Origin of the sequence: Acidovorax sp., from assembly GCF_047607405.1 — a bacterium.
Lineage (GTDB): Bacteria > Pseudomonadota > Gammaproteobacteria > Burkholderiales > Burkholderiaceae_C > Acidovorax.
Map to the genome: position 1 here is coordinate 1 of NZ_JASGDA010000112.1, position 21443 is coordinate 21443.

The following is a 21443-nucleotide window of genomic DNA, read 5'->3' on the forward strand; positions in this document are numbered from 1 at the left end:
CCGGGGCGGTCGCCCGCGCCGCTGCAGCGCGTGACGCCTGCGCCGCGCCGGGCGTCAGCCGCGCCACATCGACCGGTGCAGGGGACTGCGCCGCCGTGCCCGGCAGTTCCGAGAAGAAGGTATAGCTGCGCGTGACCCTGCCTGCACAGCCCGCCGAAAGCACCACGGTGAGCACGGGCTCGTCCACCACGATGGCGGCCTGCACCCGCACAGCCGGGGACCGCCCGTGCATGCCGGGTACGGGCGTCACGCGCACCTTGGCATCGCTCACCGGCATGTCGCCAGACAACACTTTGGCCGCCACGCAGGATGAGGCAAGGTCGGAGCCAGGCTCTGGCTGCACGTCGAAGGTCAGGTCCAACGGCGCGCCCAGCACCACGGCGCCCCTGCCCGCCCCGAGCGACAAAGCCCAGGCGCCTGCGGCAACCACCCACAAACCGGCCCCCAAAAAGGTGTTACGGATTTTCACAATAGCCTCAGTTCTCGGTGCGGGCCATTTTTGCACACAAGTCCCGCCCCTAGGGCCACGGCCATAATGGCGCTATGAAAATTAACTATTCCAACATCGGGATCGTTGGCACGGGGGCCATGGGCCGGGGCATCGCCCAAATCGCCGCGCAGGCGGGCAGTGAAGTCTTCCTGCTGGACGCCAACCCCGGCGCCGCCCAGGCCGCCCAGGCCGCGCTGCGGGAACAGTGGGAAAAGCTGGTTGCCAAGGGCCGCATCAGCGCCGAGCAGGCCAGTACGCAGGCCGCGCGGCTGCACCCCGTGGCGGCGGTGGCCGACCTGGCCCACTGCGACCTGGTGGTGGAGGCCATCGTCGAGCGCCTGGATGCCAAGAAAGCGCTGTTCGCCGATCTGGAAGCCGTGGTGCGCGACGACGCCGTGCTGGCCACCAACACCTCGTCCCTGTCCGTCACCGCCATCGGCGCGGGGCTGAAGCGACCGCAGCGCCTGGCGGGTTTTCACTTCTTCAACCCCGTGCCGCTGATGAAGGTCGTGGAAGTGGTCGCGGGCCTCAAGACCGACCCCGCCGTCTGCGCCGCACTGGCCGCCTACGCCCGCGACATGGGCCACACGCCCGTGCAGGCGCAGGACACGCCGGGCTTCATCGTGAACCACGCCGGGCGCGGCTACGGCACCGAGGCCCTGCGCATCGTCGGCGAGGGCGTGGCCGACTTCGCCACCATCGACCGCATCCTGCGCGACCAGGCGGGTTTCAGGCTCGGCCCGTTCGAGCTGCTGGACCTGACGGCGCTGGACGTGTCGCACCCGGTGATGGAATCCATCTACCGCCAGTACTACGACGAGCCGCGTTTCCGCCCCAGCGTGATCACCGCGCAGCGCCTGGCGGGCGGCGTGGTGGGCAAGAAGGCGGGCGAAGGCTTCTACCGCTACGTGGACGGCACGGCCCAGGCGCCTGCCGAGCCGCCCGTGCCGGTGGTGGACGCCATACCGCCCGTGTGGGTCTCTCCCCGTGCCGCGCGCCGCGCCGAGCTGTACCAGTTGCTCAAGGATCTGGGCGCGGCCATCGAGACGGGGCAGTCGCCCTCGCCCCAGGCGATCACGCTGGTGGCGCCGCTGGGCTTCGACATCACCACGGTGGCCGTGGTGGAGCGGCTGGACCCGGCGCGCACCATCGGCATCGACGTGCTGGTCGAGGACGCCGCCACCCGTCGCCGCGTGCTCGCCACCAACCCCGCCACGCGCCGCGACATCCGCGATGCCGCGCACGCGCTGTTCGCGCGCGACGGCAAGGCCGTGAGCGTGATCCGCGACTCGGGCGGCTTCGTCACGCAGCGCGTGGTGGCGACCATCGTCAACATCGCTGCGGACATCTGCCAGCAGGGCATCTGCAGCCCGCGCGACCTGGAAACGGCCGTGACCCTGGGCCTGGGCTACCCGCTGGGGCCGCTGGCCATGGGCGACCGCTGGGGGCCGACCAACATCCTCGAAGTGCTGTTCAACATGCAGACCGTCTATGGCGACCCGCGCTACCGCCCCAGCCCCTGGCTGCGCCGCCGGGGCGCCATCGGCCTGAGCCTGCTGCACGTGGAAGAAGAATGAAACAACCCCCTGAGCGGCTACGCCGCTTCCCCCTTCTCTCTCGCTGCGCTCGGGAAGGGGGACGACGCCAGTGGCCTGGCAAAGCCAGTTCCACGGCGTCCGCTGGCACTGAGCCACGCCAGTTTCATGTGGTAGCGCACAACACAACAGTTCACCCATATCCGAGGCCGCCATGCCCGCAGAAATCCTGAGCACCAGCCACGGCCAGACCCTGGTGCTGACCCTGCGCAACCCCGAGCTGCGCAACGCGCTGGAGCCCGCCATGTACGCGGCGGGCATCGAGGCGCTGAACGTGGCCGAAACCAGCGCCGACATCCGCAGCGTGGTCATCACCGGCGCCAACGGCACGTTCTGCGCGGGCGGCAACCTGCAGCGCCTGCTGGCCAACCGCCAGCAGCCGCCCGGGGTGCAGGCCCAGAGCATCGAGGGCCTGCACAACTGGATAGAAACCATCCGCGCCTACCCCAAACCCGTGATCGCGGCGGTGGAAGGCGCTGCGGCGGGCGCGGGCTTTTCGCTGGCCCTGGCCTGCGACCTCGTCGTCGCCGCGCGCAATGCCGTGTTCACCATGGCCTACAGCAACGTGGCGCTGTCGCCCGACGGCGGCGCGAGCTGGAGCCTGGCGCACGCCCTGCCCCGGCAGGCCGCCGCCGAGATCCTGCTGTGCGGCGACCGCATCAGCGCCGAGCGCCTGCACGCGCTGGGCGTGGTCAACCGCGTCGCCGAGCCGGGCACTGCGCTCGATGCCGCGCTGGCCCTGGCCGAGCAGCTCGGCGCCCGCGCGCCGAACGCGCTGGCGAGCATCAAGGAACTGCTGGGCGACGCACCCCACGCCAGCCTCACGCAGCACCTGGACCGCGAGCGCGACCACTTCGTGAAGAACCTGCACCATATCAACGGCGGCGAGGGCATCGCGGCCTTTCTGGAAAAGCGCGCGCCGCGCTACGAATGAGCACCGGGCGAAAAGCCCGGCCACGCGGACGCCCAGGTGACAACCCTGGCGCAAGCCCCAGGTCCCTGACGCGACAATGCACCCGTATCCAGTCACGCAAAAGACAGACCATGGACGACCCGATTCTTACCATCGAAGAACGTGAAGCGATCAACTCCGGTCGCTGGTTTTCATCCCTCTCACCCTCGCTACGCCACGACATCCTCCGATGCGCCTACGTCAAACGCTACAAGGACGGCGCCCTGATCTGCGCACGCGGAGACCCGCCCGAGGAATGGATCGCCTGCGCGCGCGGCGCGGTGCGGGTCAGCTCCACGTCCATCTCGGGCAAGCAGATCACGCTGACCTACGTGGAGCCGGGCATCTGGTTCGGCGACGTGGCGATCTTCGACGGGGACCGGCGCACGCACGATGCCTATGCCCATGGCGACACCACGATCCTGTGCGTGGCCAAGACCGACTTCAAGAAGATCCTGGCCTCGCACGTGGAGTTCTACGAGGCCATGCTGCGCCTGCACGCGCGGCGCATCCGCCAGCTCTACGGGCTGGTGGAAGACCTCAACACCCTGCCCCTGCGCGCGCGGCTTGCCAAGCAGCTCGTGCATCTGGTGCGCAGCTACGGCACGCCCAGCCTGTCGCACGGGGACGAGATGCGCATCGGCCTGCAGCTTGCGCAGGAAGAGCTGGCGCAGCTGCTGGGCGCGTCGCGCCAGCGCGTGAACCAGGAGCTGAAAGCCATGGAGCGCGAGGACGCCATCCGCATCGAGCCGGGTGGCCTGGTGGTGCGCGACCGCACAGCGCTGATGCGCATCGCCGAGACCGACAAATGAACACAACGAACCACCGTCCATGAGCAACTTCGACCACTTCGTCGGCACCCGCCCCGTCTCCGAGCAGCACGCCTTCGACACCGCCGCGCTGACCGCTTGGCTCTCGCAGCACATGCCGGGCTTCGCAGGGCCGCTGACGGTGGAGATGTTCAAGGGCGGCCAGTCCAACCCCACCTACAAGCTCGTCACGCCCACGCAAAGCTACGTGATGCGCGCCAAGCCCGGCCCCGTCGCCAAGCTGCTGCCCTCGGCCCACGCCATCGAGCGCGAATTCGCGGTGATGAGCGGCCTGGCCGGAACCGACGTGCCCGTGCCGCGCATGCACGTGCTGTGCGAGGACGAATCCGTCATCGGCCGCGCCTTCTACGTGATGGAGTGCATGCAGGGCCGCGTGCTGTGGGATCAAAGCCTGCCCGGCATGGACAACGCCGGGCGCGCCGCCATCTACGACGAGATGAACCGCGTCATCGCCGCGCTGCATTCGGTGAAGTTCGCCGACCAGGGCCTGGCGAACTACGGCAAGCCCGGCAATTACTTCGAGCGCCAGATCGGTCGCTGGAGCAAGCAGTACGTGGCCTCCATCACCCAGCCCATCCCCGAGATGGACAAGCTCATGGAATGGCTGCCCGCCCACATGCCCGCCAGCGCGCGCGACGCGGGCCAAGTGTCCATCGTGCATGGCGACTACCGGCTGGACAACCTCATGTTCCACCCCACCGAGCCGCGCGTGATCGCCGTGCTGGACTGGGAGCTGTCCACCCTGGGCCACCCGCTGGCCGACTTCAGCTACCACTGCATGGCCTGGCACGTGCCCGCCGCGCTGGGGCGCGGCATCGCGGGGCTGGACCTGGCCGCCCTGGGCATTCCGGACGAAGCCAGCTACATCCGCCGCTACTGCGAGCGCACGGGCATCGCCACGCCCGAATCGCTCGCTGCCGACTGGAACTTCTACCTCGCCTACAACATGTTCCGCATCGCCGCCATCCTGCAAGGCATCGCCAAGCGCGTGGAGGCGGGCACGGCATCCAGCGCCCAGGCCAAGGCATCGGGCGACACGGCCCGGCCCATGGCCGAGCTGGCCTGGTCGTTCGCGCAGCGCGGCTGACCATTTCACCGATTACCGAAGGAGACCCCATGGACTTTGACTACTCGCCCAAAACCAAGGAACTGCAGGCCAAACTGCTCCAGTTCATGGACGACTACATTTACCCCGCCGAGGCGGACTACGCCGCCGAACAGGCCGCCAACACCGCCGCAGGCAACCGCTGGAAGCCCCTGCCGGTCATCGAGAAGCTCAAGGAAAAAGCCCAGGCCCAGGGCCTGTGGAACCTGTTCCTGCCCGCCGATTCCGCCGAGATCGCGGGCGTGCAGGGCGCGGGCCTGACCAACCAGGAGTACGCGCCCCTGGCCGAAATCATGGGCCGCGTCACCTGGTCCAGCGAAGTCTTCAACTGCTCCGCGCCCGACACCGGCAACATGGAGACCATCTGCCGCTACGGCACGCCCGAACACCGCGAGCAGTGGCTCAAGCCCCTGCTGGCGGGCACCATCCGCTCGGCCTTCGCCATGACCGAGCCCGCCGTGGCCTCCAGCGACGCCACCAACATCGAGACGCGCATCGAGCGCCAGGGCGACGACTACATCATCAATGGCCGCAAGTGGTGGATCTCCGGCGCGGGCGACCCACGCTGCGCCATCTTCATCACCATGGGCAAGTCCGACCCCGAAGCGCCCAAGCACTCGCAGCAAAGCATGGTGCTGGTGCCCGCCAACACGCCCGGCGTGAAGATCCTGCGCCCGCTCAACGTGATGGGCTACGACGACGCGCCGCACGGCCACATGGAGATGGTGTTCGAGAACGTGCGCGTTCCCGCCTTCAACATCCTGCTGGGTGAAGGGCGTGGCTTCGAGATCGCGCAAGGGCGCCTGGGCCCCGGCCGCATCCACCACTGCATGCGCCTCATCGGCCTGGCCGAGCGTGCGCTGGAGCTGATGTGCAAGCGCGCCTCCAGCCGCACCGCCTTCGGCAAGACCGTGGCGCAGCAGACCGTGACGCAGGAGCGCATCGCCGAGGCGCGCTGCAAGATCGACATGGCGCGGCTGCTCACGCTCAAGGCCGCGTGGATCATGGACGTGGCGGGCAACAAGGTCGCCAAGACCGAGATCGCCATGATCAAGGTGGTGGCCCCCAGCATGGCCTGCCAGGTCATCGACTGGGCCATGCAGGCCCATGGCGGCGGCGGCATGTGCGACGACTTCCCGCTGGCCAACGCCTACGCGCAGGCGCGCACGCTGCGCTTTGCCGACGGCCCGGACGAGGTACACCGCAACGCCATCGCCAAGTGGGAGCTGGGCAAGTACGGCAGCTACGGCAGGCACGCCGACGTGCCGGTCACGCGCGGGGGCTGATCGTCAGGCTTGCAGGTGGCGCAGCGCGCTCTGCGCCCCCTCCAGCAGCACCTGCACCGCCTGCGCCACCTCGGGCAGGCTGCGCCGCGTGTGCTGCATGCGCAGATAGACCTTGCCGCGCATGAGCATCAGCAGCACGGGCGACTCGGCGTTCGCCGCACCGCCCTCGCTTTCCACCAGGCCCAAAAGGGACATCACCACCGGCGCATGCACCCAGCGCTGCGCATGCTCGATGCGGTCGGTCACCACGGCGAAGTGCTGGTAGAACGACGCGGGCAGTTCGGGCCAGTCCACCTCGTCGCACATGGCGAGCCAGCGTATTTCCTCGGGCAGATTGGCGCTCACCGTGGTCTGCAGCGTGTCGGTAATGGCGCTGTAGGCAGTGCCTTCCAGGGCCTCCTTCAGCGGGCGGTTGATGAGCATCACCGCCACGTCAGGGTCGGCGCCCACGTCGGCGCGACCGCGCAGCTCCAGGCCGCGCAGGTAGTCCCGGGTGGAAGCGCCGCATTCCAGCCGCCAGGGGTGGCCATCCAGGTCGCCGGTCAGTTCGAAATGGCCTTCTTCCACAGCATGCGGCACGATGGACAGCTTCTGCTCTACCGCCCAGGCGGCCACGTCCTGGTAGCTTGGGTATCCGTCGGCAGGCGATGATCCAAAGGCTTTGCGCAAGCGGTCGAACATGGCGGCACGGAAGCACGGGCTTCGCAAAAGTTTCGGGTAAGGCATTATTGAGGGCTCCGCCTGCCGCTGCAATCCCATTCCATGCGCTGCCTTTTTCACCGCCTGCTCGTTGCCTGCGCCCTGCTCGCGCCGCTGGCCGCGCTGGCGCTGCCCGATGACGCATCCCCCACGGCCCGGCAGCTCGTGCGCTGGGCCGTGGGCACGGGAGACGCCCAAGGGCTGCCGTTTGCCGTCATCGACAAGCCTGCGGCGCGCATCCACGTGTTCTCCGCGCAAGGCCAATGGCTGGGCAGCGCGCCCGTGCTGCTGGGCGCGGCGCTGGGCGACCGTGCGGCGCCGGGCGTGGGCAGCAAGCCGCTCGCGCAGATCCGGTTCGAGGAGCGCACCACCCCCGCCGGGCGCTTCGTGACCGAGCCGGGCCGCAACCTGCGCGGCGACGACATCGTGTGGATCGACTACGAATCGGCCGTCTCCCTGCACCGGGTGCGCAGCGTGAAAGCCTCGGAGCGCCGCAGCGAGCGCCTGGCCAGCCCCGGCCCGCGCGACAAGCGCGTCAGCTACGGCTGCGTGAATGCGCCCGCCGCGTTCTACGACCGGTTCATCGCACCCTTGTTCGGGCAGGCGCGCGGCGTGATCTATGTGCTGCCGGATACAGAGCCATTTGCTACATTTTTCATAGCTGCCAGCGCCTATCCATAAAGCGCTGGAGGCCATTTTGGCTTGTATTCCGAATAGGGCGGGCGCCAAGCGGCCCTGCGCTTTTTCAGGCCAGGTAGCGCACCCTGGCCTCTGCCACCTGAAAGTCCATGACCGGCGCGCTGGGCTCGCTGAACGATACGCCCAGCGCGATCCGCCCCGCGCCGTGCAGGATGCAGGCGTCGCGGCGCAGCCGCACGGGCGTGTCGCTGCCGTCGAAGCACACCCAGGTGCCAAAGCTGCTCATGTCCGTGAGGATGAAGCCGCCGTTGCGCCAGTCGATGCGCGCGTGCAGGCGGGAGACGCGGGGGTCGTTGACGCACAGTTGCGCCTGGGTGGCGCGCCCCACGTGGACGGGTGCGTCCGACGAGGTGAAAGCCATGTTCACGCCCCGCCAGACGAAGTGGATTTGCTGCGCTGCGGGTGGTTCGGGCGGGGCGAAGTTGCTCGCCAGCGCCGCCTGCATGGTCAGGGAATCGGGCTCCTCGTTCTCGCGCCATTCCACCTGGTAGAGCATGAGCTGCTCGGTCTTGCCGCGGATTTCCATCAGCCCCAGCTTGCGGTACCAGACATCGGGCGCGCTTGCGGCCAGCAGCACGGACGCCTCGGTGGCCCAGATTTCAGCCGGGCCCGCGCGCTCGCACAGGCGCGAGGCTACGTTGACCGCGTCGCCGTAGCAGTCGCCATCCACGTCCACCACGTCGCCGCTGGCCACGCCCACGCGGATGCCCATGCGCAGCGACAGCGGCCAGCGCCCCAGGCGGACCTGGTGCGTGCGCAGCATCTCGGCCATGGCGGACATGGCGCTGGCGGCATCGCCGAAGATGCCCAGCACGCCGTCTCCCAGTATCTTGACCACGCGACCGCCATGGGCCTGCACGGATTCGCCGATCCACTGCGTGAGGTCGGTCACGGCCTTGGTCGCGCGCTCGTTGCCCACAGCCTCGTACAGCGAAGTGCTGCCCGACAGGTCTGCGAAGACGACAGTTGACACGCCGCTCATGAACGTTGGCCCATAGGTAACATCATGTGTCTCAGTTTAAGCCAGGCAGCTGGGCGTCAGGTTTCATGAAGCGTCAACAATCCTTAGCCACGCACCGGGTAAAAACATCGGCGAACAGGTAACAGTTGGCAATAATCAGGGTTGCATGTTGTCTTTGTGCAAATTCTGTAGCACTCCCCTTGCTCCAGCCCTTGCTCGCGCTTACCTTGGGCAGCCCTGCCACAACGACATGCGCTCCATCCATCCCATGCGCTGGAACAAGCCCGACCTTCGCAGCAACACGCAAGACCTTCTGGCCCGCGACAAGCCGTCCTCGACCGGCTGGGTGCGGCACCAGGGGCTGGAAGAAGTGCGCAAGGCCATGCTGCAGAGCCTGGCGGGCACGTCCGGCTGCGAGGCGGCGCGCATGAACATGCGGCTGCGCTACGCGGTCGATATCGAGGCGCTGTGGTACCTGCGCGCCGACCTGTTCGACACCCTGGTGGCGCTGCGCGGCGAGACGGGCGCGCGCTCGCAGCTCGACCGCATCACGGCGCTGTTCCAAGGGCAGTTGCAGCGCCCTGCGCAGACCTCAGTGCGTGTGGCCCCAGTAGATCAGCGCGTCGCGCCCCTCTACCGATAGCGACACCTGCGCCCCCACGGGCAGCAGCACCTTGGTCGGCACGTGGCCGAACGGCAGGTTGGTCAGCACGGGCGCCTTGACCTGGGTGCGCAGCCAGTCCACCACGCTTTGCAGCTTGAAGCCCTTGTCGTGCGGCGCGAGCTTGTAGCCCGTGAACTGCCCGAGCACGATGGCCTTTTGCTGCGCCAGCACGCCCGCGTGCAGCAGTTGGGTGAGCATGCGCTCGATGCGGTAGGGGTGTTCGCCCACGTCCTCGACGAACAGGATGCCGCCCTTGACCTGCGGAAAGTACGGCGTACACAGCAGCGCGGTCAGCACGGCCAGGTTGCCGCCCCACAGGGTGGCTTTCTTCACGTACACCTCGGCCTGCGGGTGCGTTTTCTCGCGGCCCAGCGTCCAGCCCGCGCCCTCGCCCTGGCCGGTGAGCAGGTCGTCGAAGCAGGCTTGCATGATGTCGTCGGGCGTTTCGTCCTCGCCGAAGGACAGCAGGGACGGCCCCGCCCAGGTGGCGGCCCCGGTCTTGGCGAGCACGGCCAGCTGGAAGGCCGTGAAGTCGCTGAACCCCACGAACTTCATGCCGCGCTCGATGGCCTTGGCCACGGCCTGGTACTGGATGCCGGGCAGGATGCGCGTGAGGCCATAGGCGCCGCGCGTGATGAGCGCCACGTCGGCGCCGCTGGCCGCCGCGCGGTGGATGGCCGCCAGGCGCGTGGCATCGTCGCCCGCGAAGCGCGTGTGTACGGCCTGCGCGTCGGGGTCCACCTCGACCTCGTGGCCCAGGGCCTTGAGGCGGGCCACGCCGCGCTTGAACGCGGCCTTGTCGCGGATGGCGCTGGCGGGTGAGTAGATGTAGATGTGGCGCGGCCCGTGGTGGTGGCCGCAGCCGTGGCCGCAGTCAGGGCCGTGGTGGTGTGTGTGGGGCATGGTGGGCAAAGTATTGCATGGCGCGTTCGGCCAGGCGGCGGGCGGCTTGGGGGTCGTCCAGATCGAAGGTGCCGGGCAGCGCGGGCACGGCGGCGGGGGGCATCAACGCCCATGCGCGCGGCCCGGCGCGGTGACCTGGGTTGGGGAAGGGCGCGTCATAGGCCGCGCCACGCGGCGGCAGCGCATGAAAGCCCAGGGTTTGCTCCCTCTCCCCTTGGGAGAGGGCGGGGGTGAGGGCTGGCAGGGCGCTTTCCGTGCCGCCCTCACCCCTGCCCTCACCACCGCCCTCTCCCAGGGGGAGAGGGAGCAAGGCAACGGCATCGCGCAGCCCCAGCCGTTCGACCAGTTCGCGCAGCACGCGGGCATGCCAGTCGGCGCTGTGCGCGGCCTCTTTCTTGGGCTTGTCGCTCTTGCCAAAGCCGATCAGGTCGGGCGCCACCACGCGGTGGCCCGCCGCCAGCAGCACGGGGATCACGTGGCGAAACAGGTAGCTCCACGCAGGGCTGGCGTGCAGCAGCAGCCAGGTGCGCGGCGCGCCCTGCGGGCCTTCGTCGATGTAGTGCAGGCGCAGCCCGGCCAGTGCTGGCAGGTCGCTCAGGTACTGCGGCTGCCACGGCCAGTCGGGCAGGTCGGCAAAGGCGGCATCGGGCGTGCGCAGCGCGTCGTCGCGCAAAGGGTGGGCAGCGCGTTGTGCTGCGCGGCGTTCGCGGAAGAAATCGCGCAGGGGCGCGCCGCATTCATCGGCCAGCACCCCGCCTTGCACCTGGGTCTGGTGGTTCAGCTGCGCGTTGCCGAACAGGTCCACCACCGACCCCGCCGCGCCCGTCTTGGGGTCTGCCGCGCCATACACCACACGGGCAACGCGCGCATGCAGCATCGCGCCGCTGCACATGGCGCACGGCTCCAGCGTCACGTACAGGGTGCAGCCGTCCAGCCGGTAGTTGCCCAGCCGCCGGGCGGCCTCGCGCAGGGCGGCGATCTCGGCGTGGGCCGTGGGGTCGTGCCCTGCGATGGGCGCGTTGCGGCCCGTGGCGATCACCTGCCCGTCCTTGACCACCACGGCGCCCACCGGCACCTCGCCCGCCAAGCTGGCCTCGTGCGCCAGCGCCAGGGCCTGGCGCATCCAGTGCGGGTCTTGGGTGTCGTTCATTGCTTCTTTATTGATAGCTGCTAGTGCTTGCTGGATAAGCGATAGAGGCCAATTTGACTCATATTTTTGTTATTCATCCGGCACGGGCCGGGGCTGCTGCACGATGGCGTCCATCTGCTGCTTGATCTGCTGCTGCACCTGCTGGCTCTGGCCGCGCACGGTGGCATCGGGCACCGCCGGGGGCGTGGTGGCCGCCGTCTGCTTCTTGGCCAGCACGCCCACCAGGGCGAGCACGATGACGAGGGCGACGAGGCCGAACATTCCGCGCATGTCGATAGCTCCTTGAGCGGCTGAATGTACGTGCAAAACGGCTGCGCTGGGATAATCGCCCCATGTCCCTCCTGCCCCACCAGCTCGAACTGCTTGCGCCCGCGCGCGATGCCGACATCGGCATCGAAGCCGTCAACCATGGCGCGGATGCCGTCTATATCGGCGGCCCGGCCTTTGGCGCGCGGGCCAGCGCGGGCAACGATATCCGCGACATCGAGCGGCTGGTCAAACACGCGCACCGCTTCAACAGCCGCATCTTCATCACGCTCAACACCATCCTGCGCGACGACGAGCTGGAGGCGGCGCGCCAGATGGCCTGGCAGGTGTATGAGGCGGGCGCGGACGCGCTCATCATCCAGGACATGGGCCTCTTGGAGATCGACCTGCCCCCCATCCAGCTGCACGCCAGCACGCAAACCGACATCCGCACGCCCGAGAAGGCGCGCTTTCTGCAGGACGCGGGCCTGTCGCAGATCGTGCTGGCGCGCGAGCTGACGGTGCAGCAGATTGCAGCCGTCCACAAGGCGCTGGGGCCGGTGGACGCGCCGGGCCGCGCCAACATCGAGTTCTTCATCCACGGCGCGCTGTGCGTGGCCTACAGCGGCCAGTGCAACATCAGCCACGCGCAGACGGGCCGCAGCGCCAACCGGGGCGACTGCAGCCAGGCCTGCCGCCTGCCCTACCAGGTGACGGACGCGCAGGGCCGCTTCATTGCGCACGACAAGCACGTGCTGAGCATGAAGGACAACAACCAGAGCGCCAACCTGCGCGCCCTCATCGACGCGGGCGTGCGCAGCTTCAAGATCGAGGGGCGCTACAAGGACATGGGCTACGTGAAGAACATCACCGCCCACTACCGCACGCTGCTCGACGAAATCATCGACGAGCGCGAGGCGCAAGGCATGCCTCTGGCGCGCTCATCCAGCGGGCGCACCACGTTCACCTTCACGCCCGACCCTCTGCAGAACTTCAACCGCGAGTTCACCGACTACTTCGTCACCGGCCGCAAGCAGGACATCGGCGCCTTCGACACCCCCAAGAACCCCGGTCAGGCCATCGGCTGGGTGACCAAGATCGGCCCCGACTTCGTGGAGCTGGAAGTGACCGACCCCGCCACCGTGCTGCACAACGGCGACGGCCTGTGCTACTACGACCTGCACAAGGAACTGGTGGGCATGGCCATCAACGTGGCCGAGCCGGTGTCGGCGCGCAGCGTGGGCCAGTGGCGGGTGTACCCCAAGGACCCCATGGCGGGCTTCAAGGACTTGCGCAAGGGCACCGAGGTCAACCGCAACCGCGACATGGACTGGGTGCGCACGCTGGAGAAGAAGTCCAGCGACCGCCGCATCGGCCTGTGGGCACACTTTGCCGAAACGCCCGGCGGCTTCAGCCTGATGCTGACGGATGAGGACGGCCACATGGGCACTGCCGAGGTGCAGCACGCCCACCAGAGCGCCACCGACCCCGCCAAGGCGCAAGCCAGCCTGCGCGAGCAGTTGGGCCGCTTCGGCGCCACCATCTTTGCCGTACACGACATTGCCGTGCAGTGGTCGCAACCCTGGTTCGTGCCCGCCTCGGTGCTCAACCCCCTGCGCCGCGACGCCGTGGCCGACCTGGAGGCGAACCGCGCCGCAGGCTTCCTGCGCCTGCAGCGCGCCGCGCCCGTGCAGCCGCCCGTGCCCTACCCCGAGGACACCCTCTCGTACCTGGGCAACGTGTTCAACCAGAAAGCGCACGACTTCTATGCCCGCCACGGCGTGAAGGTGATCGCCGCCGCCTACGAGGCGCACGAGGAAGAAGGCGAAGTCAGCCTGATGATCACCAAGCACTGCGTGCGCTTCAGCATGAGCCTGTGCCCCAAGCAGGCCAAGGGCGTGACGGGCGTGCAGGGCACCATCAAGGCAGAGCCGCTCATGCTCATCAACGGCAAAGAGAAGCTCACCCTGCGCTTCGACTGCAAGCCCTGCGAGATGCACGTGGTGGGCAGGATGAAAAAGGCGGTGCTGAACCAGCACGCCAGGGACCTGCAGGCGCAGCCCCTGCGGTTCTACCGCACACGGCCTGCCGCACCCCAGACGCTATCATAAACATAGCTGCAAGCGCTTGCAGGATAAGCGCCACAGGCCAAAAACACCCAAAATTCAGGCCGACTTGCCGCGCAGCCGCTGCACCAGCATCCACACGGCCAGCACCACGGCCCCGGCGGCAATGCCCACCGCCGCATTGAGCGCATTGGGCACCAGCACCTCCCACAGCCCGCCCACGGGCCAGCGCGCCGCCGCCGCGCCCGCGCCCTCTATGGCGTGGTGCAGCGCAGGCACGCCGTGTACCAGGATGCCGCCGCCCACGAGGAACATGGCCGCAGTCCCGGCAATGGAGAGCCCCTTCATCAGCCACGGCGCCGCCGCCACGATGCCGCGCCCCAGCGCCCGCGCGGCAGCGCTGGCGCGGCCCGCCAGCCACAGGCCCAGGTCGTCAAGCTTGACGATGCCCGCCACCAGGCCATACACGCCCAGCGTCATGATGACGGCGATGCCGCCGAGCACGGCCACCTGCTGCGCAAACGGCGCGCCGGCCACGGTGCCGAGGGTGATGGCGATGATCTCGGCCGACAGGATGAAGTCGGTGCGCACCGCGCCTTTCACCTTGTCCTTTTCAAACGCCGCCATGTCCACCGCCGGGTTGGCATTGGCCTTGGCGTGGCTTTCGTGCTCGGCCTCGTCCTCATGGGCGCCATGCAGGAACCGGTGCGCCAGCTTCTCGCAGCCCTCGAAGCACAGAAACGCCCCGCCCACCATCAGCAGCGGCGTCACGGCCCAGGGCGCGAACGCGCTGATGAGCAGCGCCAGCGGCACCAGGATGGCCTTGTTCACCAACGAGCCCTTGGCCACGGCCCAGACCACGGGCAGCTCACGGTCGGCGCGCACGCCGGTGACCTGCTGGGCGTTGAGCGCCAAGTCGTCGCCCAACACCCCCGCCGTCTTCTGCGCAGCCACCTTGGTCATCACCGACACATCGTCGGCCATGGCCGCGCTCTTCCTGGCCGCCACCTTGGTCATGAGGGCCACGTCGTCGAGGATGGTGGCGATGTCGTCAAGCAGGGTCAGCAGGCTGCCAGCGGCCATGGGGAGGTTCCTTGTCAATCAGTGGAAATTTGAACAAAACAAGCCGCAAACGCTTATTGCAAAAGCGCTGGCAGCTATCAATTTTCAAGCAAACCCGAGCGCGGCAATGTCCACCGTGTCCACCTGCTCCGGGTCCAGAAACTCCTGCCCGTAGCGCAGGTACACGCCCTGGCGCACGAACACCTCGAACAGGTCGGGGTCGATGTGCCCGTTGTCCCGCATGCGGCACATGATGGCCAGCGCCTGCGACAGGGCCATGCCCTTCTTGTAGGGCCGGTCCACGGCGGTGAGGGCCTCGAAGATGTCGGCGATGCCCATCATGCGCGCCTGCAGCGACATCTGCTCGCGCGTGAGGCCGCGCGGGTAGCCCTTGCCGTCCATGCGCTCGTGGTGGCCGCCCGCGTACTCGGGCACGTTCTTCAGGTGGCGCGGCCAGGGCAGCGTCTCCAGCATCTTGATGGTGGCGACGATGTGGTGGTTGATGATGTCGCGCTCGGCCTGGTTGAGCGTGCCCGCGCGGATGGTGAGGTTCTCCACCTCCTCCGCCGTCAGAAAGCTGGTCTGCACGCCCTGCGGGTTGCGCCAGCTGCGCAGGTCGGCGATGTCGCGCACGCGCTGCTGGTCTTCGGGCTGCATGGCCTCGGTGCCGGTGTTGCAGCGGCGCAGGAACTCGCGGTCTTCCTGCAGCGCGTGGATCTCTTGCTGCAGGGCCTGCTGTTCCCGCCCTTCGGCCTGTGCGTCCACCACGGGGCGCAGGGCCAGCTGGCGGCGCAGCGCGGCCAGTTCGGCGTCGCGCTTCAAGACTTCGAAGCGCGTGTCCACCAGGCCGATGCGGTCGTAGATGGTTTGCAGCTTGGTCGCCTTGTCCACCACGTGGACGGGCGTGGTGATCTTGCCGCAGTCGTGCAGCAGGCCGGCCATCTTCAGCTCGTAGCGGTCGCGGTCGGTCATCTGAAAGCCCGCCAGCGGGCCTTGCGTGGTGGCAGTCACGGCCTCGGCCAGCATCATGGTCAGGGCGGGCACGCGCTGGCAGTGGCCGCCGGTGTAGGGCGACTTTTCGTCGATGGCCAGGTTGATGAGGTTCACGAAGGACTCGAACAGGCGCTCCAGCTGCGTGATGAGCAGCCGGTTGGTCAGCGCGATGGCCGCCTGCGAGGCCAGCGACTCGGCCAGGCCCTGGTCGGCCTCGGAAAAGGCCGTGACCTCGCCGGTGAGCGGGTCGAGCGCGTTGATGAGCTGCAGCACGCCGATCAGCTCGTGGTCGTGGTTCTTCATCGGCACCGTCAGGAACGACTGCGAGCGGTAGCCCGTGCGCGCGTCGAACGTGCGCGTGCCCGAGAAGTCAAAGCCCTCGGCGCTGTAGGCGTCGGCGATGTTGACGGTACGGTCGTGGATGGCGGCATGCGCGGCCACCAGCGAGTCGTTGGGCGAGCCGTCGGCATGGCGCAGCGGCAGGTTGGGAAAAGTGATGGGCTTGCCCGTGGTTCCGCCCAGGCGGATGCCCAGCGAGTCGGTGCGCACGATCTCGAACTTGAGCGCCGTGCCGTCTTCCGTGACGCTGTAGAGCGTGCCGCCATCCGCGCCGGTGATGGCGCGGGCGGCTTCCAGGATGTTCTCCAGCAACCGGTCGATGTCGCGCTCACGCGAGAGTGCGGCGCCGATGCCGTTGAGTTGCTCCAGCCTGCGAAACAGGCTGGCCAAGGATTCGTTGCCCATGGACATAGAACAAACACCCTGTGGGTGCCGCGGAGGGGAAATACGCATCGTAGCGAAAACAAAGGCGCTCCGTAGAGCGCCCTGTTCAAGCCTGGCGGCGCGTTAGGCCGCCCCGCGCCAGCAGCGCCAGCAGCAGCACGGCAAAGCCCGTAAAGCCAATGAACGACCAGTTGGCAATGGAGCCGCCCAGGAAGGTCCAGTCAATGGCGGTGCAGTCGCCCGTGCCCCGAAAGATCATGGGGATGGCGCGGCTGATGGGGTAGTTCTCGATCATTCCGTAGAAGTCGCGCCCGCAGGTGGCCACCTCGGGCGGGTGCCACTGCAGCCAGCTCTGGCGGGCGGCGGTGAAGGCGCCGAAGCCTGCGGCGGCCAGGGCCAGCGCGCTCCAGGTCATCCACCAGCCTTTTTGGCCTCTGGCGCTTGCCAAACCTGCACATACAGCTACCAAAATAAGAGCATAGCGCTGCACGATGCACATGGGGCAAGGCTCCAGGCCCACCACGTGCTGCAGGTACATGCCAAAGGCCAGCATGGCGACGCAGGCCGCGCTGATGAGCGCGAGCACGCGGCGCGGGGCGCTATCGATCCAGTTCAACACCATTTGTCAGTCCTTGATGCCGCGCGGCGTCGCCGAGCGGCGGACTGCTCAGATGCCTGCGGCGTGATCCAGAAAAACGCGGGCGCGGCGCGGTGTGACCACCAGCGTTTCGCCCTCTTTGAAGCCCTCTTCCTTGAACTGCTGCGCGGGGATTTGCGCTTCGATCAGCGGGTCAGGGGACGCGGTTTGCGCATTGTCCGCCGGTTTGTTGTCTTCGGTCGGGATTAGTTCCAGCCGTGCAATGGGGCCGACGACGATGGCGCGGCTCAGTTGCGCGACGATGCCGCGCGGGCGGCCCTCGGCGTCCAGCCCCGCGCCGGGCGAGTAGCGCTGCACGTCCAGGTCGTGCGGGCGCACGTAGGCGAACGCCTTGGCGTTCTGCGCCTCGCGGTGCTCGGGCGAGTCGATCTGCATGCCGTCCAGATGCACCAGGCCCTCGTGGGCGCGGCCATGGAACAGGTTCACGTCGCCCAGAAAGCCATAGACGAAGGGGCTGGCGGGCTGGTCCCACACCTGCTGGGGCGAGCCGCTTTGCTCGATGCGGCCCTGGTTGATGACGACCACGCGGTCGGCCACCTCCAGCGCTTCTTCCTGGTCGTGGGTGACGAAGATGCTGGTCACGTGCAGTTCGTCGTGCAGGCGGCGCAGCCAGCGGCGCAATTCCTTGCGCACCTTGGCGTCCAGCGCGCCGAAGGGCTCGTCGAGCAGCAGCACCTTGGGCTCCACGGCCAGGGCGCGGGCCAGGGCGATGCGCTGGCGCTGGCCGCCCGAGAGCTGCGAGGGGTAGCGCTCGGCCAGCCAGTCGAGCTGCACGAGCTTGAGCAGGTCCATCACCTTCTGCCGGATCTGCGCGTCGCTCGGGCGCTCGCCACGGGGCTTGACGCGCAGGCCGAAGGCCACGTTCTCGAACACCGTCATGTGGCGGAACAGCGCGTAGTGCTGGAAGACGAAGCCCACGTTGCGCTCGCGCACGTGTACGTCGGTGGTGTCTTCGCCGCTGAAGTGGATGCTGCCGGTGTCGGCCGTCTCCAGCCCGGCGATGATGCGCAAGAGCGTGGTCTTGCCGCAGCCCGAGGGGCCCAGCAGCGCGATGAGTTCGCCGGACGCGATGTCCAGGCTCACGTCGCGCAGCGCGTGGAAGTCGCCGAACTGCTTGCTGACGTTGCGGATTTCTATGCTCATGGTGTGCTCGTTCCAGGTCGTTCCGGCGGGAGTTCTGCGGCGGCCTTCAGGGCCTGCTCGTTGCGGTGCTCCGCGATGGTCTTGATGACCAGCGTGACCAGCGCCAGCAGCGCCAGCAGCGATGCAGCGGAGAACGCGGCCACGGACTGGTATTCGTTGTAGAGGATTTCGACGTGCAGCGGGATGGTGTTGGTCTGCCCCCGGACGTGGCCCGAGACGACCGACACGGCCCCGAACTCGCCCATGGCGCGCGCGTTGCACAGGATCACGCCGTACAGCAGCCCCCACTTGATGTTGGGCAGCGTCACGTGCCAGAAGGTCTGCCAGCCGCTCGCGCCGAGCACGATGGCCGCCTGCTCCTCGTCGTTGCCCTGGGCCTGCATCAGCGGGATCAGCTCGCGCGCGATGAACGGGAAGGTGACGAACACGGTGGCCAGCACGATGCCGGGCACGGCAAAGATGATCTTGACGTTGTGCTCCGCCAGCCAGGGGCCGAACCAGCCCTGCGCGCCGAACACCAGCACGTACATCAGGCCCGCCACCACGGGCGAGACGGAGAACGGCAGGTCGATCAGCGTGGTCAGGAACGCCTTGCCCTTGAACTCGTACTTGGCGATGCACCAGGCGGCCGCCACGCCGAAGACGAGGTTCAGCGGCACGGCGATGACCGCCGTCAGCAGCGTGAGCCGGATGGCCGACCAGGCGTCGGGCTCGCGCAGGCCCGCCACGTAGGCGTCCCAGCCCTTGCGCAGCGCCTCGGTGAACACGGCGGCCAGCGGCAGCACCAGGAACAGCAGCATGAAGGCCAGCGCAATGGCAATCAGCGTCCAGCGCACCCAGGGCGCTTCGGTGGTGCCCGCCTTTGCGCGGCGCACGGTTCTCGTGTTGGTCGCGCTCATGTCGGCGCCCCCGCGTGCCGCCGCTGCCACGCCTGCAGCGCGTTGATGACCAGCAGCAGGATGAACGAGATGACCAGCATCACCACGGCCACTGCCGTGGCACCCGCGTAGTCGTACTGCTCCAGCTTGCCGATGATGATGAGCGGCGTGATTTCAGAAATCATGGGCATGTTGCCTGCGATGAAGATGACCGAGCCGTATTCGCCCACGGCCCGCGCGAACGCCATGGCAAAGCCGGTCAGCAGCGCGGGCGTGATGCTGGGCAGGATGACCATGCGGAAGGTCTGCCAGCGCGTGGCGCCCAGGCAGGTGGCCGCTTCTTCCAGCTCTTTCTCGGCGTCTTCCAGCACGGGCTGCACGGTGCGCACCACGAAGGGCAGGCCGATGAAGATGAGCGCAATGACGATGCCCGCAGGCTTGAACGCGAGCTGGATGCCCAGCGGCTCCAGGTACTGGCCGATCCAGCCGTTGCCCGCCAGCAGCGCCGTCAGCGAGATACCCGCCACGGCGGTCGGCAGCGCAAACGGCAGGTCCACCAGCGCATCGACTATTCTTTTGCCCGCGAACTTGTAGCGCACCAGCACCCAGGCGATCAGCAGCCCGAAGAACAGGTTGACCACCGCCGCGATGAACGACGCACCGAACGTGAGCCGGTACGAAGCCACCACGCGCGGCGCGCTGACCGCCGCCCAGAACTGCTCCCAGGTCAGCGAGAAGGTCTTGAACAGCAGTGCCGTGAGCGGGATCAGCACGATCACGCTCAGGTAGAACAGCGTGTAGCCCAGCGTCAGTCCGAAGCCGGGCAGCACGCGCTTGGCGCGGCCTGCCATTTATTTAGCGCCGGGCGTGTAGAGCTTGTCGAACTGGCCGCCGTCGTTGAAGTGGACCTTCTGCGCCTCGGACAGCGAACCGAAGTACTTGGCCACCGTGAACTGCTTGATCGGCTTGAACTGGTCGGCGTACTTCTTGAGCACGGCCTCGGAACGCGGGCGGATGGCGTGCTTGGCGGCGATCTCCTGCGCCTCGTCGGAGTACAGGTAGTCCAGGTATGCCTTGGCCAGTTCGCCCGTGCCTTTCTTGGCCACCGTGCGCTCGACCACGGCCACGGGGTTCTCGGCGGTGACGCTGACCGACGGATACACGGCATCGACCTTGCCCTTGCCGAACTCGCGGTCCACCGACACCACTTCGGACTCGAATGTGATCAGCACGTCGCCGATGTTGCGCTGCAGGAAGACGGTGGTCGCATCGCGCCCGCCCTTGGCGAGCACGGGCACGTTCTTGTACAGCTTGCTGACGAACTCCGCCGCCTGCGCGTCGGTGCCGCCCTTCTCGCGCACCGACCCCCACGCCGCCAGGTAGGCATAGCGGCCATTGCCGCCGGTCTTGGGGTTCACCACGATGACCTGCACGCCGGGCTTGACCAGGTCGTCCCAGTCCTTGATGTTCTTGGGGTTGCCGTTGCGCACCAGGAACAGCATGGTGGACGTGGTGGGCGATGCGTCGTGCGGGAAGCGCTTGGCCCAGTCCTTGGCGACCACGCCGCTGTTGGCCAGGAACTCGATGTCGGTGGTGGTGTTGAAGGTGACCACGTCGGCGTCCAGCCCGTCGTTCACGGCGCGCGCCTGGGCGCTGGAGCCTGCGTGCGACTGGTCCACCTTCACGTCCACGCCCTTGGCCTTTTTGTAGTGGGCGACGAAGGCGGCGTTGTAGTCCTTGTAGAACTCGCGCGCCACGTCGTAGGACACGTTCAGCAGCGTGTTCTGCGCCAGGGCCGAGCCGCCAGCGGCCAGGGCCAAAGCAGCCAGAAGGGTCTTGAGTTTCAGGAAAGTCATGGTGTCACGGGCCCTCGGTTACAAAATGAATAAAACGATGGGCGATTGTGTGGAGAGTCTCTTAAAACTCAAAAGAATATATTTTTGTTAATTAATCCACTATTGGAATATAACAAAAGTTCAAGCCAAATCCGGCCTCAGCGCTTATGCAGCAGGCACCAGCAGCTATCAAAAGATGAGTTCAGGCGGCCACGGCGAGCGCGTGGGCCATCTCCCCGGTCAGCGACTGCAGCAGCGCCAGGCCCAGCGGCCAGTCGCCATGGCCCGACTCGATGTTGATGTGGCCTGCGTTCTGCATGCGCACGAACTCGCTGCCCCAGGCGCGCGCGTACGCGCCCGCCAGGCGCACGGGGCAGTACGGGTCGTTGCTGCTGGCGACCACGATGCTGCGGTAGGGCAAGGCGGCGTAGGGCACGGGCGCGAAGTCGGCCAGCGCGCCGCGCCGCTCGGGGTCGGCCGGGGCCGCCAGCAAGGCGCCCTGCAC

Annotated in this window: 22 protein-coding genes; 8 read left to right on the forward strand and 14 right to left on the reverse strand. The window is 67.8% G+C overall.

Annotated elements, in window-relative coordinates; translation table 11 throughout:
* On the reverse strand, nt 1–469 hold a 469-nt coding region (locus tag QM569_RS13695; protein WP_414987786.1), incomplete at its 3' end, for a FimV family protein.
* Nucleotides 470–543: 74 nt separating this feature from the next.
* Here QM569_RS13695 and QM569_RS13700 point away from each other — a divergent pair.
* The 5 genes from QM569_RS13700 (at nt 544) to QM569_RS13720 (ending at nt 6258) form a co-directional block, all read left to right on the forward strand.
* Nucleotides 544–2067 (forward strand): 3-hydroxyacyl-CoA dehydrogenase, encoded by a 1524-nt coding sequence (locus QM569_RS13700; protein WP_414987787.1) that lies wholly within the window; start codon nt 544–546, stop codon nt 2065–2067.
* Nucleotides 2068–2239: 172 nt separating this feature from the next.
* A complete protein-coding gene (locus tag QM569_RS13705) occupies nt 2240–3019 on the forward strand; it encodes an oxepin-CoA hydrolase, alternative type (protein WP_414987788.1) in 780 nt (259 codons plus the stop codon).
* Nucleotides 3020–3129: 110 nt separating this feature from the next.
* Nucleotides 3130–3849 carry a Crp/Fnr family transcriptional regulator gene (locus QM569_RS13710; protein ID WP_414987789.1) on the forward strand — a complete coding sequence of 240 codons (720 nt, stop codon included), beginning with the start codon at nt 3130–3132 and terminating at the stop codon, nt 3847–3849.
* Nucleotides 3850–3868: 19 nt separating this feature from the next.
* A complete protein-coding gene (locus QM569_RS13715; RefSeq protein WP_414987790.1) occupies nt 3869–4954 on the forward strand; it encodes a phosphotransferase in 1086 nt (361 codons plus the stop codon).
* 29 nt (nt 4955–4983) lie between these two features.
* Entirely contained in the window at nt 4984–6258 is a 1275-nt protein-coding gene (locus QM569_RS13720; RefSeq protein ID WP_414987791.1) for an acyl-CoA dehydrogenase family protein, read from the forward strand.
* A gap of 3 nt (nt 6259–6261) precedes the next feature.
* On the opposite strand, the gene QM569_RS13725 is transcribed toward QM569_RS13720, so the two are convergent.
* Nucleotides 6262–6939, reverse strand: coding sequence for a hypothetical protein (locus tag QM569_RS13725; RefSeq protein ID WP_414987792.1), 678 nt, complete (start codon nt 6937–6939; stop codon nt 6262–6264).
* 81 nt (nt 6940–7020) lie between these two features.
* Between QM569_RS13725 and QM569_RS13730 the strand changes: the two genes are divergently transcribed.
* On the forward strand, nt 7021–7638 hold the full coding sequence (locus QM569_RS13730; RefSeq protein WP_414987793.1) for a hypothetical protein: 618 nt from the start codon (nt 7021–7023) through the stop codon (nt 7636–7638).
* Between the two features lie 64 nt (nt 7639–7702).
* On the opposite strand, the gene QM569_RS13735 is transcribed toward QM569_RS13730, so the two are convergent.
* A complete protein-coding gene (locus tag QM569_RS13735) occupies nt 7703–8638 on the reverse strand; it encodes an adenylate/guanylate cyclase domain-containing protein (RefSeq protein ID WP_414987794.1) in 936 nt (311 codons plus the stop codon).
* Nucleotides 8639–8867: 229 nt separating this feature from the next.
* On the opposite strand from QM569_RS13735, the gene QM569_RS13740 reads away from it, so the two are divergent.
* A complete protein-coding gene (locus QM569_RS13740; RefSeq protein WP_414987795.1) occupies nt 8868–9260 on the forward strand; it encodes a hypothetical protein in 393 nt (130 codons plus the stop codon).
* Here the strand turns inward: QM569_RS13740 and QM569_RS13745 are convergent.
* The 3 genes from QM569_RS13745 to QM569_RS13755 all read right to left on the reverse strand — a co-directional run bounded on the left by QM569_RS13745 (nt 9210) and on the right by QM569_RS13755 (nt 11604).
* Nucleotides 9210–10184 (reverse strand): LD-carboxypeptidase, encoded by a 975-nt coding sequence (locus QM569_RS13745; RefSeq protein WP_414987796.1) that lies wholly within the window; start codon nt 10182–10184, stop codon nt 9210–9212. The two genes, QM569_RS13740 and QM569_RS13745, sit on opposite strands and share 51 nt — an antisense overlap.
* Nucleotides 10156–11334, reverse strand: a complete 1179-nt coding sequence (gene tadA, locus QM569_RS13750) for a tRNA adenosine(34) deaminase TadA (protein WP_414987797.1) — start codon at nt 11332–11334, stop codon at nt 10156–10158. The genes QM569_RS13745 and tadA overlap by 29 nt, the downstream gene beginning before the upstream one ends.
* 69 nt (nt 11335–11403) lie before the next feature.
* Complete coding sequence (locus QM569_RS13755; RefSeq protein WP_414987798.1) at nt 11404–11604, reverse strand: hypothetical protein; 201 nt, start codon at nt 11602–11604, stop codon at nt 11404–11406.
* A 62-nt stretch (nt 11605–11666) separates the two neighbouring features.
* Here QM569_RS13755 and QM569_RS13760 point away from each other — a divergent pair, with 62 nt between their 5' ends.
* Nucleotides 11667–13691, forward strand: a complete 2025-nt coding sequence (locus QM569_RS13760; protein WP_414987799.1) for a peptidase U32 family protein — start codon at nt 11667–11669, stop codon at nt 13689–13691.
* Between the two features lie 54 nt (nt 13692–13745).
* Here the strand turns inward: QM569_RS13760 and QM569_RS13765 are convergent, their stop codons facing one another.
* From QM569_RS13765 to QM569_RS13800, 8 genes are all read right to left on the reverse strand, one after another.
* Entirely contained in the window at nt 13746–14729 is a 984-nt protein-coding gene (locus tag QM569_RS13765) for a DUF808 domain-containing protein (RefSeq protein ID WP_414987800.1), read from the reverse strand.
* A gap of 84 nt (nt 14730–14813) precedes the next feature.
* Entirely contained in the window at nt 14814–16445 is a 1632-nt protein-coding gene (locus QM569_RS13770; protein ID WP_414987801.1) for an HD domain-containing phosphohydrolase, read from the reverse strand.
* Between the two features lie 85 nt (nt 16446–16530).
* On the reverse strand, nt 16531–17046 hold the full coding sequence (locus QM569_RS13775; RefSeq protein ID WP_414987802.1) for a disulfide bond formation protein B: 516 nt from the start codon (nt 17044–17046) through the stop codon (nt 16531–16533).
* Nucleotides 17047–17091: 45 nt separating this feature from the next.
* Nucleotides 17092–18225 carry a sulfate/molybdate ABC transporter ATP-binding protein gene (locus QM569_RS13780; RefSeq protein WP_414987803.1) on the reverse strand — a complete coding sequence of 378 codons (1134 nt, stop codon included), beginning with the start codon at nt 18223–18225 and terminating at the stop codon, nt 17092–17094.
* Entirely contained in the window at nt 18222–19124 is a 903-nt protein-coding gene (gene cysW / locus QM569_RS13785) for a sulfate ABC transporter permease subunit CysW (protein ID WP_414987804.1), read from the reverse strand. The genes QM569_RS13780 and cysW overlap by 4 nt, the downstream gene beginning before the upstream one ends.
* Nucleotides 19121–19954 carry a sulfate ABC transporter permease subunit CysT gene (gene cysT / locus QM569_RS13790; RefSeq protein WP_414987805.1) on the reverse strand — a complete coding sequence of 278 codons (834 nt, stop codon included), beginning with the start codon at nt 19952–19954 and terminating at the stop codon, nt 19121–19123. The genes cysW and cysT overlap by 4 nt, the downstream gene beginning before the upstream one ends.
* Entirely contained in the window at nt 19955–20959 is a 1005-nt protein-coding gene (locus tag QM569_RS13795; protein ID WP_414987806.1) for a sulfate ABC transporter substrate-binding protein, read from the reverse strand. It lies immediately after the preceding gene.
* Nucleotides 20960–21140: 181 nt separating this feature from the next.
* Nucleotides 21141–21443, reverse strand: a 303-nt coding sequence (locus QM569_RS13800; RefSeq protein ID WP_414987807.1) for an RBBP9/YdeN family alpha/beta hydrolase, incomplete at its 5' end; no start/stop codon positions are given.

Coding starts and splice junctions, on each gene's coding strand:
- QM569_RS13700 (WP_414987787.1), top strand. CDS start 544: ATGAAAATTAACTATTCCAACATCGGGATCGTTGGCACGGGGGCCATG.
- QM569_RS13705 (WP_414987788.1), top strand. CDS start 2,240: ATGCCCGCAGAAATCCTGAGCACCAGCCACGGCCAGACCCTGGTGCTG.
- QM569_RS13710 (WP_414987789.1), top strand. CDS start 3,130: ATGGACGACCCGATTCTTACCATCGAAGAACGTGAAGCGATCAACTCC.
- QM569_RS13715 (WP_414987790.1), top strand. CDS start 3,869: ATGAGCAACTTCGACCACTTCGTCGGCACCCGCCCCGTCTCCGAGCAG.
- QM569_RS13720 (WP_414987791.1), top strand. CDS start 4,984: ATGGACTTTGACTACTCGCCCAAAACCAAGGAACTGCAGGCCAAACTG.
- QM569_RS13725 (WP_414987792.1), bottom strand. CDS start 6,939: ATGTTCGACCGCTTGCGCAAAGCCTTTGGATCATCGCCTGCCGACGGA.
- QM569_RS13730 (WP_414987793.1), top strand. CDS start 7,021: ATGCGCTGCCTTTTTCACCGCCTGCTCGTTGCCTGCGCCCTGCTCGCG.
- QM569_RS13735 (WP_414987794.1), bottom strand. CDS start 8,638: ATGAGCGGCGTGTCAACTGTCGTCTTCGCAGACCTGTCGGGCAGCACT.
- QM569_RS13740 (WP_414987795.1), top strand. CDS start 8,868: ATGCGCTCCATCCATCCCATGCGCTGGAACAAGCCCGACCTTCGCAGC.
- QM569_RS13745 (WP_414987796.1), bottom strand. CDS start 10,184: ATGCCCCACACACACCACCACGGCCCTGACTGCGGCCACGGCTGCGGC.
- tadA (WP_414987797.1), bottom strand. CDS start 11,334: ATGAACGACACCCAAGACCCGCACTGGATGCGCCAGGCCCTGGCGCTG.
- QM569_RS13755 (WP_414987798.1), bottom strand. CDS start 11,604: ATGCGCGGAATGTTCGGCCTCGTCGCCCTCGTCATCGTGCTCGCCCTG.
- QM569_RS13760 (WP_414987799.1), top strand. CDS start 11,667: ATGTCCCTCCTGCCCCACCAGCTCGAACTGCTTGCGCCCGCGCGCGAT.
- QM569_RS13765 (WP_414987800.1), bottom strand. CDS start 14,729: ATGGCCGCTGGCAGCCTGCTGACCCTGCTTGACGACATCGCCACCATC.
- QM569_RS13770 (WP_414987801.1), bottom strand. CDS start 16,445: ATGGGCAACGAATCCTTGGCCAGCCTGTTTCGCAGGCTGGAGCAACTC.
- QM569_RS13775 (WP_414987802.1), bottom strand. CDS start 17,046: ATGGTGTTGAACTGGATCGATAGCGCCCCGCGCCGCGTGCTCGCGCTC.
- QM569_RS13780 (WP_414987803.1), bottom strand. CDS start 18,225: ATGAGCATAGAAATCCGCAACGTCAGCAAGCAGTTCGGCGACTTCCAC.
- cysW (WP_414987804.1), bottom strand. CDS start 19,124: ATGAGCGCGACCAACACGAGAACCGTGCGCCGCGCAAAGGCGGGCACC.
- cysT (WP_414987805.1), bottom strand. CDS start 19,954: ATGGCAGGCCGCGCCAAGCGCGTGCTGCCCGGCTTCGGACTGACGCTG.
- QM569_RS13795 (WP_414987806.1), bottom strand. CDS start 20,959: ATGACTTTCCTGAAACTCAAGACCCTTCTGGCTGCTTTGGCCCTGGCC.